The following is a 15,120-nucleotide window of genomic DNA, read 5'->3' as shown; positions in this document are numbered from 1 at the left end:
TAACCCGAACCCGGTCCGCGCCCCGGGCGCGGTAGAATCCGCAGCCATTACTACAACAACGGATTCCCTTTCCATGGCGATCACCGAACCCTCCCTGGCGTTCACCGCTGCGCTTGTCCTGCTGGCCTACCTGATCGGCTCGGTGCCGTTCGCCGTGGTGGTCAGCAAGCTCATGGGGCTGCAGGATCCCCGCAGCTACGGCTCGAAGAACCCCGGCGCCACCAATGTGCTGCGCACCGGCAACAAAACGGCCGCCGCGCTGACGCTGCTGGGTGACGCGGCCAAGGGATGGTTCGCGATCTGGCTGGCCGAGCAACTGGCGCCGGGCATCGCCCCCGTGGCCTTGGCGCTGGTGGCGCTGGCCGCCTTCGTGGGCCACCTGTACCCGGTGTTCCTGGGCTTCAAGGGCGGCAAGGGCGTGGCGACCGCGCTCGGCGTGCTGGTGGCGATCCAGCCCTGGCTGGCCGTCGCCACGGCGGCCACCTGGCTCATCATTGCCGTGTTCTTCCGCTATTCCTCGCTGGCCTCGCTGGTGGCGGCATTCTTCGCCCCCGTCTATTACGTTTTCGGATCCGGCCTGGCCTGGCATGCGCAGCCGCCCATGGCCGTGGCGCTGGCGGTCATCGGCGTGCTGCTGTTCTACCGCCATCGCGCCAACATCACCCGCCTGATCCAGGGCACGGAAAGCCGCATCGGCGGCGGCAAGAAAAAATAAGCGGACAACGGGCGGCCAGGCCGCCCATTGCGTTTCAGGCGATATCCGCCAGGTCCCAGCGCGGCTTCACCGTGAAGCTGTGCGCATCGGGATCCAGTCGCACCAGACCCGCCTTGACCCGCTCCGCCGCCGCGAACGCGATCATGGCGCCATTGTCGGTGCACAGTTCCAGCGGCGGGAAATAGGCACGGGCCTTCAAGGGCTTGAGCGCGGCGTCCAGCTTGGCGCGCAGCAGCTGGTTTGCACCCACCCCGCCCGCCACCACCAGCCTGCGCAGGCCAGTCTGTTTCAGCGCGCGGATGGCCTTGGCCGCCAGCACGTCCACGATGGCTCCCTGGGTGGCCGCGGCAAGATCGGCGCGAGCCTGATCGTCCAGCCCGCCCGCCTGCTCCGCTGCCTTGACGCGGGTCAGCACGGCCGTTTTCAGGCCGCTGAAGCTGAAATCCAGATCCCCGCTGTGCAGCATGGGCCGTGGCAGCTCGAAGCGCGAGGCGTCGCCGCTGCCGGCCAGCCTGGCGAGCGCAGGGCCGCCGGGGTAGCCCAGGCCCATCAGCTTGGCGGACTTGTCGAAGGCCTCGCCCGCGGCGTCATCCAGCGTTTCGCCCAGCAATTCATAGCGACCCACGCCATCCACGCGCATCAGCTGCGTGTGGCCGCCGGACACCAGCAAGGCGATGAACGGGAAGTCGGGCCGCGGATCGGCCAGCATCGGCGACAGCAGATGGCCTTCAAGGTGATGGATGCCTATGGCGGGAAGATGGCGCGACCAGGCGAAGGACTGCGCCACGCTGGCGCCGACCAGCAAGGCGCCGGCCAGGCCCGGCCCGGCCGTATAGGCCACCGCGCCGATGTCGGACATCTGCAGGCCGGCCTCTTCGAGCACTTGGCGGGTCAGGGGCACGACACGGCGGATATGGTCGCGCGAGGCGAGTTCGGGCACCACGCCCCCATATTCCTGGTGCATGGCGATCTGGGTATGCAGCGCGTGCGCAAGCAGACCGCGTTCCGTACAAACGGCTGCGACACCGGTTTCGTCGCAGGAGCTTTCAAAGCCGAGAATAATCATGGCGGCAGAGTTTACAACTGATGCGAAAATACGCGTGTTTCTGAATATGCGGAGGGCTGTCCGGCCCCTCTCGCCACAACCTGCAAGCCTGCAAACACATTGGGGACTCGAATGCTGGAGAAGCTATTCAAGCTGCGTGAACACGGGACGACCGCCAGAACGGAAATCGTGGCCGGCCTGACGACATTCCTTACGATGTCGTACATCATCTTCGTCAACCCGGACATCCTGTCCTCGACAGGCATGGACCGCGACGCCGTGTTCGTGGCCACCTGCCTGGCCGCCGCGCTGGGTTCGCTGGTGATGGCGCTGATCGCCAACTGGCCGATCGGCATGGCGCCCGGCATGGGCCTCAATGCCTTCTTCGCGTTCACCGTGGTCAAGACCATGGGCTACACCTGGGAGCAGGCGCTGGGCGCCGTGTTCATCTCGGGCATCATCTTCCTGTTCCTGACGATCTCCGGCATCCGGGTCTGGCTGGTCAAGGGCATTCCGCATTCGCTGCGCAGCGCGATCGCAGCCGGCATAGGCCTGTTCCTTGCCATTATCGCGCTATCCAGCGCCGGCATCGTCGTGGCGCACCCGGCCACCAAGGTGACGCTGGGCAACCTCACCTCCCACGGTCCGCTCTTCGCCATCCTGGGCTTCTTCGTCATCGCATCGCTGGACGCGCTGCGCGTGCGCGGCGCGATCCTGATCGGCATCATCGTTGTCACCGTGCTGTCGATGGCGCTGGGCTACAACGAGTTCAAAGGCATTTTCTCGGCGCCGCCCAGCCTGTCGCCCACGCTGTTCAAGCTGGACATCCTGGGCGCGCTGCACAGCGGCTTCGTGCATGTGATCCTGGTATTCGTACTGGTCGAAGTGTTCGACGCCACCGGCACGCTGGTGGGCGTGGCCAAGCGCGCCGGCCTGGTGCCCGAAGACCGCCCCAACCGCTTGGGCCGCGCATTGTTCGCCGACAGCACCGCCATCGTCGCCGGTTCGATGCTGGGCACCAGCAGCACCACCGCCTATGTCGAAAGCGCCTCCGGCGTGCAGGCGGGCGGCCGCACGGGCATGACCGCGCTGGTCGTGGCCCTGCTGTTCCTGGCCGCGCTGTTCATCTCGCCGCTGGCAGGCGCCGTGCCGGCCTACGCCACCGCGCCCGCCCTGCTCTATGTGGCCGGCCTGATGATGCGCGAACTGATCGACATCGACTGGAACGACGTCTGCGAAGCCACTCCGGCCGCGCTGACCGCGCTGGTCATGCCGTTCACCTACTCGATCGCCAACGGCATCGCCTTCGGCTTCATCAGCTACGTGGTGCTGAAGACCGCCACGGGCAAGGTCCGCGACGTGCATCCCGCCACCTGGCTGGTGGCGGTGCTGTTCGTCATCCGCTACGCGTTCTTCCCGGAATAGACCGCCTGGCCTTCGGGCCGCGCAAGCGAAAGCCGCCGCAGGCCCAGGGCCCGCGGCGGCTTTTTCATTGGGCCGCCCATACCGCCAGTTCGTAGCCGTCCGGGTCCACGAAATGAAAGCGGCTGCCTCCGGGAAAAGAAAAAATCTGGCGGCTGATCCGCCCGCCCGCCGCCGTCACGCGCTGCTGGGTCGCGGCCAGGTCGTCGCCGTACAGGATCACTAGCGGGCCGCCGGGACGGACTTCCTCGCCCGTGGTGAAGCCGCCGGTCAGGCGGCCGTCGGTGAACTCGCAATAAGTGGGCCCGTAGTCCGTGAACGTCCACCCGAAGACCTCGCCATAGAAACGCTTGCTGCGCGCGATGTCCGCCACGTTGAATTCGATATTGTCGATCTGATTGTCCTTGCCTCTGATGCCCATGCTTGTCTCCAGTGTGGCGAATCATTCTGCCCCGCAGCCGGGCCAGCAGCGCGCTCGACGCGCTGCCCACTATTGCATGAATCGGAAAAATCAATCAACCCAGCCGACCGCATGGTTGCTGGCTTGCGCGGTTGAATTCGCCGATACACTCCCCATGTATCTCAGTATATGGAGTCCACCTTGCGCCTTTCCCGCCTGATCCCCGCACTGCCCGCCTGTCCCGCCGCGAACCCGGAGGCCCACGCATGAGCGCCCTGGCCCGCATTCCGTTTTCCGTGCTGGACCTGGCCCCGATTGTGCAGGGCCGGGATGCGGCGGACGCCTTCCGCAATACGGTCGCCGTGGCACAGCATGTCGAACAACTCGGCTACAACCGCTTCTGGCTGGCCGAGCACCACAACATCAACGGCGTGGCCAGCAGCGCCACGTCCGTGCTGATCGGACACGTGGCCGGCCACACCCGCAGCCTGCGCGTCGGGTCGGGCGGCGTCATGCTGCCCAATCACGCGCCGCTGATCATCGCCGAACAATTCGGCACCCTGGAGACCCTGTATCCCGGCCGCATCGACCTGGGCCTGGGCCGCGCGCCCGGCAGCGATGGCGCCACGCAGCAGGCGCTGCGCCGCAGCCCGCGCAGCGGCCTGGAGTTCCCGGCGCTGGTCGAGGAACTGCGCGCATATCTGGCGCCCTCGCGTCCCGGCCAGCCCGTGCGCGCCATTCCTGGCGAAGGGCTGAACATCCCGATCTGGCTGCTGGGCTCCAGCGATTTCAGCGCCCGCATGGCGGCCGAACTGGGCCTGCCGTTCTCGTTCGCGGGCCATTTCTCGCCCGAGGGCATGGCCGCGATGCGCCTGTACCGCCATCTGTTCAAGCCGTCCGCAACCCTCGCGCGCCCCTATTCCATGATCGGCGTGCCGGTCATCGCGGCTGAATCCGACGAGGCCGCCCGGTTCCAGGCCACCACCCAGCAATTGAAGTTCCTGTCCCTGGTTCGGGGCAACCGCCTGCAATTGCAGCCGCCCGTCCAAAGCATGGACGGTCTGTGGAACGAATGGGAGCGTGAAGCGGTCAATCAAAGACTGGGCGCCGCCATCGTGGGCGGGCCGGATACCGTCAAGCGCGAACTGGAAGCGCTGGTCGCCGAAACGGAGGCCGACGAAGTCATGATCGTGTCCGACTTCTACGATATTGCGGACCGGCTGCGCTCGTTCGAGATCGTCGCATCGCTGAAAAACGGCGCCGGCGTTTCCACGGTAACCGCGGCCTGAGCCCTGCCGCCCGCGCGCTCCAACGCGCCAACCATTGCGACGCAGCCTAGACCGGCACTACTATTGCTTATCAGATACCGGCAATCACGCGTCGCCGAATCAGGCCGGAGCAGGCACCTCCGGGCCTCTGACACCGCTTTTTTCGCCGTCCGAACGGCAAGGATTCCACATGAGTATTGTTGAACTCACCAAAGACACTTTCCAGGACGCCATCACGCCTGACGGCACCCTGATTGTCGACTTCTGGGCACCCTGGTGCGGCCCGTGCCGTGGCTTCGCGCCCGTGTTCGAGCACGCCTCCACCGAGCATCCCGACGTCACGTTCGCCAAGGTGAATACCGACGTCGAACAGGAACTGGCCGGCGCGCTGGGAATCCGTTCGATCCCCACGCTGATGGTGTTCCGGGAAAAGGTCCTATTGTTCTCGCAACCCGGCGCCTTGTCGGGCGGCCAGCTCAATGAGCTGCTTGCCAAGATCAAGGAAGTGGACATGGAAAAGGTCCACCAGGAAATCGCCGCGGCTCAAGACAGCCAGGACGCATAAACAAACAAGGGGCCCGGAATCGGGCCCCTTGTTTTTGGGTGCCGCCGGCGCGGCAACCGGCATGACCGCCAGCGCTTTACGACACCACTTCCCAGGCCGACCGTCCGCGGGTGATGTTGGCCACGGTGACCTCCAGGTCGCCGATCGCCGCGCGCGGCGCCGTGAAGCAGAGCGCCACGCCCTCTTCATTGAAGTCTTCCTGCTGGATCGCCGCGCCCGCCTGCGCCAGCCGCGACTTCAAGAGCGCAAGCTCGGCGAACCCGCAGGCGCAGCGGATGGTCGCCATATCCACGATCTCGCTGCGGTCTCCCAGGCGCAGGCAATTGGCCGCGCAGCCGCCGTAGGCGCGCACTAGTCCGCCCGCGCCCAGCTTCACGCCCCCGTACCAGCGCACCACCAGCACGGCCACGCGGTCCATGTCCTGCCCTTCGATGGCTTGCAGGATGGGCCGGCCGGCGGTGCCACCCGGCTCGCCGTCATCGTTGAAGCGGTATTCCTGCCCGATGCGGTAGGCCCAGCAGTTGTGGGTGGCCTCGGGGTCTCCGCGTTCCGCAAAGAAGCGCATGGCCTCGTCGACGGTGGATACCGGCGTGGCGTATGCGGCAAAGCGGCTTTTCTTGATGTCTTCCTGATACGAGCAGGGAGCGGTCAACGTGTGCGTCATGCCCGGCATTGTAAGTGCGGGCGAGGCGGCATCCGGTGTGAACGGACCTAGCCGTGGCAGTCGGGCACTTCCTGATCCAGGTAGACGTCGAAGGCCACATCGCGCGCCCATTTGGCCGTCATGGCCTTCCAGGCGCCCGCGCGGTCCCAGGCGCGCATTTCCTGGCCCAGCCAGGCGCGGGCGGCCTGGTCATTGGCGGACAGCAGCCACACCCGTTCACGCCTGGCGCCGTCGGCGGCAAGCGTGGACGAGAACTTCTTCCATTCCGGAAAGCGCACCAGCGGTTCCCACACCGCGTCATCGACCAGGCCGATATCGCAGCTGCCTTCGCGCACCGCGACCAGCGCGTCGGACGGCGCCTTGTATGTACGGACCACCGCGCCCCAGCTCTGCGCCAGGGCCTGTGCCGCCGTGGCGGCCTCGGCCATGCAGACGCTGCGGCCGCGCGCGTCGGCGGGCTGGCGCAAGCGCGTATCGCTGCGGATCACGGCCTTGGGACGCGCGGCGTAGCCCGTGGACTGCACGGCCACCGCAGCCGGTTGATCACCAGCGCGGTCCGTCAGCACCAGGTCCACCTGGCCCGCGGCCAGCGCGGAAGCGGCCTGCTCCGCCGGCAGTTGCACCAGGCGGACCGGCAGGCCCAGGCTCGCGCCCAGCTTTTCGGTGATGACCGCGTCCAGGCCGTCCGGCGTGCGGATCTTGGCGCCGGCCACGGGCGGCGGCGCCAGATACGGTATGCCCACCACCAGTTCGCCCCGGGCCCGCGCCGCCGGGAATGTCTCGGGCTGCGCGTGAGCGTGGCCCGCGAGCATCAGGCAGGCGGCCAGGGCGAAAAGGCGCATCGGGCGGATCATGGCGTGCTCCGGGACCTTAGACGTACTGATACCGCAGCAGGCGGTGCTTGAGGTTTTCAAGCACGAACTGATCGATCAGCGCCGCGAGCACGGCGATGACCAGGATGTTGGTCATCACGCCCGTCATGTCGGCGATCTCGCCCGAATAGGCCAGCGACCGCCCCAGGCCCTTGCCGAAGCCGATCAGCATTTCCGCGGAGATCAGCGCGCGCCAGGCATTGCCGAACGCCAGCTGCGCGCCGGTGATGAGCTCGGGCATGACGGCGGGCAGGTACACCCGCTTGACCAGTCCCCACCGCGTGGCGCCCATGACGCGCGCCGCCGACACGTGCACCCGCTGCACGGATTCGGTGGCGTTCATCACGCTGAGCGCGGCCGGGAAGAACGCCGACAGCGCCACGACCACGATGATGGGCGTATTGCCGAACCCCATCACGATGAGGAACAGCGGCACCCACGCAATCGACGGAATCGACTGCAGGATGACGATGGCGCTGCGCAGCACTTCACGGAAGAAGAACAGCACGGCAGCCACCAGCCCGAAGCCGATGCCGGCCGCCAGCGCCAGGCCATAGCCCGCGCCCAGCCGGCCCAGGGTGCCCATCAGGCTCTGGTGGAACGACTGCTTGCCCAGGTCTTCAAAGAGACGCTCGACCACGGCCGGCACGCCAGGCATCAGGAAGTCGGGCAGCGCGAACGCCGCCAGCTGCCAGAGCGCCAGGATGAACAGGACGCCCAAAACGCCCGCGAAATGCTTGCGGGCGCCAGTTACTCGGGTAGATGCGCTCAAAGCTTGCGAGCCTCTTGCCAGGACAGATCGACGATGCTGGAGACGTCGTACGGCTTGCCGTCACGCGTCTTGAGCGAACCTTGGGCCTGCAGGATGTCAGCGATTTCCTGCATGCGGGCCGTATCCTTTTGCGTCAGCTTGGGCGTGAACACCTGCGTGCTGATGGCTTCGGCGATGACGGTTTCGCGCGGGAGTTCGCCGCGGGTCAGGGTCTTGAGCGTGGGCTCGGCGATGAAGTAGGACGCGATCAGCTTGGAAGCTTGCGCGGGTTCCTTCTGCAGCAGCGCGATGGCCTGGTTCTGGGCGTCCAGCGCCTTCCAGACATCGTCCTTGCGCTTGGCCAGCGTCTCGCCCGACGTGATCACGACCATGCACGGGAACGGCCAGGCCTGGCCCACTTCATAGATCTGCTTGACCGGCGCAACCAGCTGCGCGATGCGGTCGTAGGGTTCGAACAGGAAGGCCGCGTCCACGCGCTTGCCCACCAACGACTGCACGGCCACCGCCGGGCTCACGCCCATGACGTTGACGTCGTCCGCGCCGAGGTTGCCCTGCTTGAGCACCACGCCCTTCAACACCACGTCGGCGGTACTGCCCTCGGCCTGCGAGGCCAGCGTCTTGCCCTTCAGGCCCGCGATGTCCTTGATGCCCGAATCTTCGCGCACGATCAGCGAGTGGTAGCCCTGCTGAGCGCCGCCCACCACCTTCAGGTCCGCGCCCTTGGAGGCCCAGGCCACGGCGTTGGTGAAGCCCAGCACGCCGATGTCCAGTTGACCACCGACGATCGCCTTGATCAGGTCGGTGCCCGACTTGAACTCGATCAGCTCGGAATCCAGCCCGGCCTTTTTGTAATAGCCGCCCTCTTGCGCGACGATGGCCTGTGCGTCGTCCATCACGCGCAGGTAGCCCACGCGGAATTTCTCGGCCGCCATCGCGGGGGCAGCCGCCAGCAGCGCCGCAGCCAGCGGCAGGGACAACCATTGCTTCAGTTTCATCAGGAGCTCCAGGGAATTCAGGGGCAGGCGGCGCCGGCGCGCAGCCAGGGATATGCAAATGGATTGGGGGTCAGGCGGCCAGCGCCAGGTCCGGGTGTGCGTTCGAGCCGTCCACCGCGATGCCCAGCAGACGCAGGATCTCGCGCTTTTCAGCGGCCAGGTCCGGCAGGTCGTGGGTCTTCTCGCGGTGGGCCAGATTGAATTCGCGCAGCACGCGGGCAGGCCTCGGGCTGAAGACGACGATGCGGTCGGCCAGGAACAGGGCTTCGTCGACATCGTGGGTCACCAGCAGCACGGTGGGCTTTTCCTGGGCGATCAGCTGGCGCAGCACATCTTGCAGGCTCAGGCGGGTCAGCGCGTCCAGCGCGCCGAAGGGCTCGTCCATCAGCATGGTCTGGGGCTGCGCAACGAATGCGCGCGCCAGCGCGGCGCGCTGGCGCATGCCGCCGGACACCTGATGGGGGTAATAGTGTTCAAACCCCGCCAGGCTGACGCGCGCCAGCCATTCGCGGGCGGCCTCGCGGGCGCGCTTCTTGGGCGTGTTCTGGAATTCCAGCGCCAGCGCCACATTGTCTTCCAGCGTCAGCCAGGGATACAGCGCGTGTTCCTGGAACACCAGCGTGCGGCTCGGATGCGGGCCGGTGATGGCGCGGCCGTCGGCCTGTACGCTGCCTTGCGTCGGCTGTTCCAGACCCGCGGCCAGATGCAGCAAGGTGGACTTGCCGCAGCCGGACGGGCCGACCAGCGCGACCAGTTCTCCGGTCTTGATTTCACTGGTGAAGCCATCCACGACGGGCAGGTCGCCGAAGTGCTTGTGGACGTGGTCGAAGGTCAGGTTCATGGAACGATTCGTGAGCGCGCGTGGAAACGAGGCTCAAATCTAACAATTCGTTATATGAACTCCAACGATAAATATCGAATGTCTTTAGTTCTTTTGGTAATAACGATCAGGCAACGGGAGCGACGACCTGCTGCCGGACCGCGTGGCGCTGCAATCCGAACGCGATCATGAACCCCACCAGCACGGACACGGAGGCCGCCAGGAAGATGGCCGGATAGCCGAAGCCGCTGGAGATGTACCCGGCGATCGGGCCCGTCACGCCCAGCGCCAGGTCCAGGAAAGCCGAATATGCCCCCAGCGCCGCCCCGCGGCTGCCCGCGGGCACGCGCGCCACGGCCTCGACGCCGATGGCCGGGAACACCAGCGCGAACCCGCAGCCGGTCAGCGCGGCCCCCATCAGGGCAGTGCCGGGATTGGGCGCCAGCCAGAGCAGCAGCAGGCCCGCCGCTTCCACCAGGAAGGACACCTGCGCGACCCTGAAGCCGCCAAAGCGCGTGATGGTGCCGGCAAACAGCAGGCGCACGCCGATGAAGGCGCCACCGAAGGCGCTGAGCGCATGCGCCGCGCCATCCCACGAAAAACTGGCGTAGTACAGCGCCACGAAGGCCGCCAGCGTACCGAAGCCCACCGACCCCAGGCCCAGCGCCATGCCATGCGGAAACACGCGCAGCACCACGCTCTTGAAGGCCATGCGGTGGCCGCCCACGATCGCCACGGCGGCGCGCGACATCGCCAGCCCCAGGCCGGCCAGCCCCAACAGCAGCACCGCACCGCCCAGCGCGCCCATGCTCCATTCGGTTTCCAGGTACACGCCCAGGGGCGCCCCCAGTGCCAGCCCGCCATAGGTGCAGATGCCGTTCCAGGAAATGACGCGCGCCGTGTGCAGCGGCCCCACCCTGGCGATCGCCCAGGTGGCCGAACCCGTCCCGACCCAGCTTTCGCCAAAACCCAGCGCCAGGCGGCTGACGATGATGGCCGACAGGCTGAGCCAGGCGCTGCGTTCGAACGCATAGGCCAGCAGCAGGAAGACGCCGCTGGCCGCGCAGGCGGCCATGCCGATCACAACCGTCTGCTTCGGGCCGACCGTGTCGGCCATGCGCCCGGCATGGGACCGGCTGAGCAAGGTGGCCACGTACTGCACGCTGATCGCCAGGCCGGCCAGCACGGACCCGTAGCCCAGCTTGTCGTGCACATAGCCCGGCAGCACGGCCAGCGGCAAGCCGATGGCCAGATAGCAGATGAAGGTGAAGAAGGCGATGGCAACGATGCGGAACGTCAGCGTGAACGTGCCGATCTGCGCGCCATCGGGCGCGGTGTGCGAAGTGGGAGACATGTGGGGCAAAGAGATGCCTGGCCGGACAGCCGCCAGGGTTTACCCGATGATAGCGCAGCGAGGATTGCGGCAGGCTGAACGCGGCGCGCCTTCCGGCGCACCGCGCTTGGGAAAATCAGGCCTCGATGCCGCGCGAGGACAGGTAGTCTTCGTAGCCGCCGCGGTAGTCGATGATCTCGCCGGTGGCCAGGATTTCGATGACGCGCGTGGCCAGGCCCGACACGAATTCGCGGTCATGCGAGACGAACACCAGCGTGCCTTCGTACTTTTCCAGCGCGAACTGCAGCGACTCGATCGATTCCATGTCCAGGTGGTTGGTCGGTTCGTCGAGCAGCATGACGTTGTGCCGGCCCAGCATCAGGCGGCCGAAGGTCATGCGGTTCTTTTCGCCGCCGGACAGCACCTTGGGCGCCTTGGGCAGATCGTCCGCCGAGAACAGCAGGCGGCCCAGCACCGAACGGATCGACTGGTCGTCGTCGCCCGGCTGGCGGTGGTCGCCCATCCAGTCCAGCAGGTTGATGTCGGTTTGCAGGAACTGGTCGGAAACGTCCTGGGCCATATAACCCAGGTCGGCGTTCTCGGACCACTTCACCGAGCCCGAATCGGGCTGCAGTTCCGTGGCCAGCAAACGCAGCAAGGTCGTCTTGCCCACGCCGTTGGCGCCGATGATGGCGATCTTTTCGCCGGCATCGACCATGGCGGAGAACTTGGTGATCACGGGCGCATCGTAGGCCTTGGTCAGGTTCTCGACGGTGACCGCCAGGCGGTGCATGACCTTGTTCTGCTCGAAGCGGATATACGGATTCTGGCGCGACGACGGCTTGACCACGACCTGGTCGGCCTTGATGCGGTCGATCTGCTTCAGGCGCGAGGTGGCCTGGCGCGACTTGGACTTGTTGGCCGCGAAGCGGCGCACGAAGTCCTGCAGCTCGGCGACGCGTTCCTTGGCCTTGGCGTTGTTGGACACCAGGCGTTCGCGGGCCTGGGTGGACGCCAGCATGTAGTCGTCGTAGTTGCCGGCGTAGATGCGGATCTCGCCGTAGTCCACGTCGGCCATGTGCGTGCACACCTGGTTCAGGAAGTGGCGATCATGGCTGATGATGATCATCGTGCTCTGGTAGCCATTGAGCACGTTTTCCAGCCAGCGGATGGTGTTGATATCCAGGTTGTTGGTGGGTTCGTCCAGCAGCAGGACATCGGGGTTCGAGAACAGCGCCTGCGCCAGCAGCACGCGCAGCTTCCAGCCCGGGGCCACTTCGCGCATGGGCAGGTTGTGCTGGTCCACGGCGATTTCCAGGCCCAGCAGCAGCTCGCCCGCGCGGGCTTCGGCCGTGTAGCCGTCGTACTCGGCGAACTTGGCTTCCAGGTCGGCGGCGCGCATGTAGTCGTCTTCCGACGCTTCCGGATTGGCGTAGATGGCGTCGCGCTCGGACATGGCGGCCCACATCTCGGTGTGGCCCATCATCACGACGTCCAGCACGCGCAGGTCTTCGAACGCGAACTGGTCCTGGCGCAGCTTGCCCAGGCGCACGCCCGGCTCAAGCGAAACGTTGCCGCCGGAGGCTTCGAGGTCGCCGCCGATGATCTTCATGAACGTAGACTTGCCGGACCCATTGGCCCCGATCAGCCCGTAACGGTTGCCTTCCCCGAACTTGACGCTGACGTTCTCAAAAAGGGGCTTGGGACCGAACTGGATGGTGAGATTGGCTGTGGATATCACGGTGTATTTGCGTTTGAAGGCGTCCGAGGACGCATGCGAGGAAACCCGATAGTGTAGCAAAAGGGGCTGCGGCCCCTATTTCAGTGGTGGTGTTCGTCCAGCACCAGGTGGGCCAGGCCCTTTTCGGTGGCGATGCCCACCTTCTGCCCGATCGGCAAGGTGGCCTTGGTGGCGACGTGCCCGTAGGGCAGGCCCGTGATGACCGGCACCTTGACCGTCTTGCGCAGCCAGGCCACGACTTCGTGCAGGTCATAGCCCTTGTCGTGGGGCGCCAGCTTGTAGTCCGAGAACCGGCCCAGCACGATCGCTTTCTGCTTTGCCAGGATACCGGCCTGCCACAGCTGGATCAGCATGCGTTCGATGCGGTAGGGATGCTCGGCCACGTCTTCCAGGAACAGGATGCCGCCGCGGATCTTGGGCATATAGGGCGTGCCCAGCAGCGACGTCACCATGGCCAGGTTGCCGCCCCAGAGGATGCCGCGGGCATCCACCGGATCGGCGTCCAGGGTTTCGAAGCTGAGGATTTCCAGTTCGCCGCGCATCACTTCGCCGAACAGCGCTTCGGTCAGGTCGTCGACCTTCTTGCCGCCGAAGTCCTGGACGGCGGTGGCGCCGCTGTAGCTGACGGCCCCGGTCTGCGCCAGCAGGCCCAGGTTGAACGCGGTGAAGTCGCTCATGCCGACAAAGCGCTTGCCGCTGTCGGCCATGGCCTTCCAGTCTATGGCATGCAGCAGCCGGCCCAGGCCGTAGCCGCCGCGCGTCACCATGACGATGGGCAGCTTCTGCTTGGCGGCGCGCGTCAGGCTGGCCAGGCGCTGCGCGTCCGTGCCGGCGAAACGCTGGTGTTCCGCGTAGGCGCTGCGGTCCAGGGCGGTCTTGAAGCCCTGCTGCTGCAGCCGCTCGCGCGCCAGCTCCACCGTGGCCGGGTCGCGCACGGCCGAAGACGGCGAGATCAGGTAGATGCCGCGGGCATCCGGCAGCGCGTGGGCATGGTCGTGGCTGTGATCGTGGCCGCAATCTTCGCCGCAGGCGTGGTCGTGATCGTGATCGTGGCCGGGGACGGCCTTGGCGCCGCGCGCCTTGGCGGCAGGCTTGGCGGCTTTGGTGGTGCTCATGCTATGGATTCCTTGGCGCGGCGTTCGCGGAAGAACCGGCGCAGCAGGTCGCCGCAAGGTTCGGCCAGCACGCCGCCGGTGACTGAAGTGTGATGATTGAGTTTGGGAACGGAGCCGACGTCCAGCACGCTGCCGCAGGCTCCCGTCTTGGGGTCGTACGCGCCGAACACCACGCGGGCCAGCCGCGCGTGCAGCATGGCTCCGATGCACATGACGCAGGGCTCCAGCGTCACGTAGACGGTGATGCCGGGCAACCGGTAGTTTTCAAGCTGGCGCGCGGCGCTGCGCAGCGCGACGATCTCGGCATGCGCGGTAGGGTCGTGGTCGATGATGGTGCGGTTGAAGCCGCGACCCAGGATGTCCCCCTGGGCGGACACCACCAGCGCGCCCACCGGCACCTCGCCGATGTCGTAGGCGGCCTGGGCCTCTTCCAGCGCCAGGGTGATGTAGCGGGCGTCCTGCTCGGTCCAGGGCGGAACCGCCGCCATGGCTACCGGCTCAACCACGGTACACCCGGGACTTCAGGGCGATGCGGCCGGCCAGGCTGGTGACGGCCTCTTCCAGCCATTGGTAGAGCTCGGCCTGCTCATCGTAGCGGGCCTGGTTCAGGTTGGAAACGCGGCCCTCTTCGATGAAGCCCCAGGCCCGGCTGCGCTTGTCGCGATGCTTCGGGTCCCAGACGCCGAACGCAAAGCCGCCGGCCCGGCGGATCAGTGAAAAGCACGGGATGTCGGTATAGCCGTCGCCGACGAACACCATCTGGTCAAAGGGCACGCGCAAGCGGTCTTCGGGCACCTTGCGGTTAACCTCGAAAGGCTTGCTGCGGAAGTCGCGTCCGATGATGCCCTTCTGGATGTGGAACAGATAGCGGGTCTTGTCGGTGAAGCTGACGATGCGGCGCGGGAAGGTGATGCCGCCGTCTTCGCCGTAGACGAATTCGGACGCCCAGATCTCGGTGAATTCGTGCGCGATGGGGGTGGACCGGACCACGTCGCCGATGCCGCTGGAAATCAGGTAGAACTCGAGCTGCACCTGCGGCTGCTCCGCGCGCACCGCGGCGCGCAGCCGCTGGAACAGCGTGGGCACGCCGTCGTGCAGTTCCAGCCGCGAGCCCCAGTCCTTCAGGCGCGGCTGCGTGATGAGGCCATGCCTGCCCTCCTGGGACAGCTGGATCATCTTGTACAGATAGGCGGGCACGGGGTCCCAGTCCTGCTGGGACAGCAGCGGATCGACCTGGTCCTTCCAGAAGGAAGCCGTGTCCACCCCGATGCTGTCCAGGAAACCGGACGTGCTGTCCGAGGCCAGCGTGTCGTCGAAATCGAAAATCAGGGCGATGACGTCGGACATGAATATGCGTAAAAAGGGGCGACAGCCGCCATTTTGCCTGAATGTG

16 protein-coding genes are annotated in these 15,120 nt (G+C 66.3%); 4 read left to right on the top strand and 12 right to left on the bottom strand.

Going from position 1 to position 15,120, the window contains the following annotated elements; translation table 11 throughout:
• The first annotated feature begins 73 nt into the window (after window positions 1–73).
• Window positions 74–715: a glycerol-3-phosphate 1-O-acyltransferase PlsY gene (gene plsY / locus HLG70_RS05825; RefSeq protein ID WP_171663515.1), complete on the top strand. Its 642-nt coding sequence runs from the start codon at window positions 74–76 to the stop codon at window positions 713–715.
• A gap of 34 nt (window positions 716–749) precedes the next feature.
• Here plsY and tsaD read toward each other — a convergent pair whose 3' ends face one another.
• Complete coding sequence (gene tsaD, locus HLG70_RS05820) at window positions 750–1,781, bottom strand: tRNA (adenosine(37)-N6)-threonylcarbamoyltransferase complex transferase subunit TsaD (RefSeq protein ID WP_171663516.1); 1,032 nt, start codon at window positions 1,779–1,781, stop codon at window positions 750–752.
• Window positions 1,782–1,892: 111 nt separating this feature from the next.
• Between tsaD and HLG70_RS05815 the strand changes: the two genes are divergently transcribed.
• The gene (locus HLG70_RS05815; RefSeq protein ID WP_171663517.1) at window positions 1,893–3,185 is read left to right on the top strand and encodes an NCS2 family permease; all 1,293 of its coding nucleotides are present in this window, start codon (window positions 1,893–1,895) and stop codon (window positions 3,183–3,185) included.
• A gap of 64 nt (window positions 3,186–3,249) precedes the next feature.
• Here the strand turns inward: HLG70_RS05815 and HLG70_RS05810 are convergent, their stop codons facing one another.
• Entirely contained in the window at window positions 3,250–3,603 is a 354-nt protein-coding gene (locus HLG70_RS05810; protein WP_171663518.1) for a VOC family protein, read from the bottom strand.
• Window positions 3,604–3,848: 245 nt separating this feature from the next.
• Between HLG70_RS05810 and HLG70_RS05805 the strand changes: the two genes are divergently transcribed.
• Both HLG70_RS05805 and HLG70_RS05800 read left to right on the top strand, forming a co-directional pair.
• Window positions 3,849–4,871 carry an LLM class flavin-dependent oxidoreductase gene (locus HLG70_RS05805; protein WP_171663519.1) on the top strand — a complete coding sequence of 341 codons (1,023 nt, stop codon included), beginning with the start codon at window positions 3,849–3,851 and terminating at the stop codon, window positions 4,869–4,871.
• Window positions 4,872–5,040: 169 nt separating this feature from the next.
• Window positions 5,041–5,415: a thioredoxin family protein gene (locus HLG70_RS05800; RefSeq protein ID WP_171663520.1), complete on the top strand. Its 375-nt coding sequence runs from the start codon at window positions 5,041–5,043 to the stop codon at window positions 5,413–5,415.
• 76 nt (window positions 5,416–5,491) lie between these two features.
• Here the strand turns inward: HLG70_RS05800 and HLG70_RS05795 are convergent, their stop codons facing one another.
• From HLG70_RS05795 to HLG70_RS05750, 10 genes are all read right to left on the bottom strand, one after another.
• Window positions 5,492–6,079, bottom strand: coding sequence for an IMPACT family protein (locus HLG70_RS05795; protein WP_171663521.1), 588 nt, complete (start codon window positions 6,077–6,079; stop codon window positions 5,492–5,494).
• Window positions 6,080–6,126: 47 nt separating this feature from the next.
• Window positions 6,127–6,933, bottom strand: coding sequence for a transporter substrate-binding domain-containing protein (locus tag HLG70_RS05790; protein ID WP_171663522.1), 807 nt, complete (start codon window positions 6,931–6,933; stop codon window positions 6,127–6,129).
• 16 nt (window positions 6,934–6,949) lie between these two features.
• The gene (locus HLG70_RS05785) at window positions 6,950–7,723 is read right to left on the bottom strand and encodes an ABC transporter permease (protein WP_057283012.1); all 774 of its coding nucleotides are present in this window, start codon (window positions 7,721–7,723) and stop codon (window positions 6,950–6,952) included.
• A complete protein-coding gene (locus tag HLG70_RS05780) occupies window positions 7,720–8,718 on the bottom strand; it encodes an ABC transporter substrate-binding protein (RefSeq protein ID WP_171663523.1) in 999 nt (332 codons plus the stop codon). Before HLG70_RS05780 ends, HLG70_RS05785 begins: the two co-directional genes overlap by 4 nt.
• Window positions 8,719–8,788: 70 nt before the next feature.
• On the bottom strand, window positions 8,789–9,559 hold the full coding sequence (locus HLG70_RS05775) for an ABC transporter ATP-binding protein (protein WP_171663524.1): 771 nt from the start codon (window positions 9,557–9,559) through the stop codon (window positions 8,789–8,791).
• 106 nt (window positions 9,560–9,665) lie between these two features.
• Window positions 9,666–10,892, bottom strand: coding sequence for an MFS transporter (locus HLG70_RS05770; RefSeq protein ID WP_171663525.1), 1,227 nt, complete (start codon window positions 10,890–10,892; stop codon window positions 9,666–9,668).
• Window positions 10,893–11,007: 115 nt separating this feature from the next.
• A complete protein-coding gene (locus HLG70_RS05765) occupies window positions 11,008–12,612 on the bottom strand; it encodes an ABC-F family ATPase (RefSeq protein WP_171663526.1) in 1,605 nt (534 codons plus the stop codon).
• A gap of 80 nt (window positions 12,613–12,692) precedes the next feature.
• Window positions 12,693–13,727, bottom strand: a complete 1,035-nt coding sequence (locus HLG70_RS05760) for an LD-carboxypeptidase (RefSeq protein WP_171663527.1) — start codon at window positions 13,725–13,727, stop codon at window positions 12,693–12,695.
• Window positions 13,724–14,215: a tRNA adenosine(34) deaminase TadA gene (gene tadA / locus HLG70_RS05755; protein WP_171663967.1), complete on the bottom strand. Its 492-nt coding sequence runs from the start codon at window positions 14,213–14,215 to the stop codon at window positions 13,724–13,726. Before tadA ends, HLG70_RS05760 begins: the two co-directional genes overlap by 4 nt.
• A gap of 10 nt (window positions 14,216–14,225) precedes the next feature.
• Window positions 14,226–15,074 (bottom strand): HAD family hydrolase, encoded by an 849-nt coding sequence (locus HLG70_RS05750; RefSeq protein WP_171663528.1) that lies wholly within the window; start codon window positions 15,072–15,074, stop codon window positions 14,226–14,228.
• Window positions 15,075–15,120: the final 46 nt, after the last annotated feature.

The organism is Achromobacter deleyi, from assembly GCF_013116765.2.
Lineage (GTDB): Bacteria > Pseudomonadota > Gammaproteobacteria > Burkholderiales > Burkholderiaceae_B > Achromobacter > Achromobacter deleyi_A.
This window is presented reverse-complemented; position numbering and strand designations above follow the sequence as displayed.

Coding starts and splice junctions, on each gene's coding strand:
- plsY (WP_171663515.1), top strand. CDS start 74: ATGGCGATCACCGAACCCTCCCTGGCGTTCACCGCTGCGCTTGTCCTG.
- tsaD (WP_171663516.1), bottom strand. CDS start 1,781: ATGATTATTCTCGGCTTTGAAAGCTCCTGCGACGAAACCGGTGTCGCA.
- HLG70_RS05815 (WP_171663517.1), top strand. CDS start 1,893: ATGCTGGAGAAGCTATTCAAGCTGCGTGAACACGGGACGACCGCCAGA.
- HLG70_RS05810 (WP_171663518.1), bottom strand. CDS start 3,603: ATGGGCATCAGAGGCAAGGACAATCAGATCGACAATATCGAATTCAAC.
- HLG70_RS05805 (WP_171663519.1), top strand. CDS start 3,849: ATGAGCGCCCTGGCCCGCATTCCGTTTTCCGTGCTGGACCTGGCCCCG.
- HLG70_RS05800 (WP_171663520.1), top strand. CDS start 5,041: ATGAGTATTGTTGAACTCACCAAAGACACTTTCCAGGACGCCATCACG.
- HLG70_RS05795 (WP_171663521.1), bottom strand. CDS start 6,079: ATGACGCACACGTTGACCGCTCCCTGCTCGTATCAGGAAGACATCAAG.
- HLG70_RS05790 (WP_171663522.1), bottom strand. CDS start 6,933: ATGATCCGCCCGATGCGCCTTTTCGCCCTGGCCGCCTGCCTGATGCTC.
- HLG70_RS05780 (WP_171663523.1), bottom strand. CDS start 8,718: ATGAAACTGAAGCAATGGTTGTCCCTGCCGCTGGCTGCGGCGCTGCTG.
- HLG70_RS05775 (WP_171663524.1), bottom strand. CDS start 9,559: ATGAACCTGACCTTCGACCACGTCCACAAGCACTTCGGCGACCTGCCC.
- HLG70_RS05770 (WP_171663525.1), bottom strand. CDS start 10,892: ATGTCTCCCACTTCGCACACCGCGCCCGATGGCGCGCAGATCGGCACG.
- HLG70_RS05760 (WP_171663527.1), bottom strand. CDS start 13,727: ATGAGCACCACCAAAGCCGCCAAGCCTGCCGCCAAGGCGCGCGGCGCC.
- tadA (WP_171663967.1), bottom strand. CDS start 14,215: ATGGCGGCGGTTCCGCCCTGGACCGAGCAGGACGCCCGCTACATCACC.
- HLG70_RS05750 (WP_171663528.1), bottom strand. CDS start 15,074: ATGTCCGACGTCATCGCCCTGATTTTCGATTTCGACGACACGCTGGCC.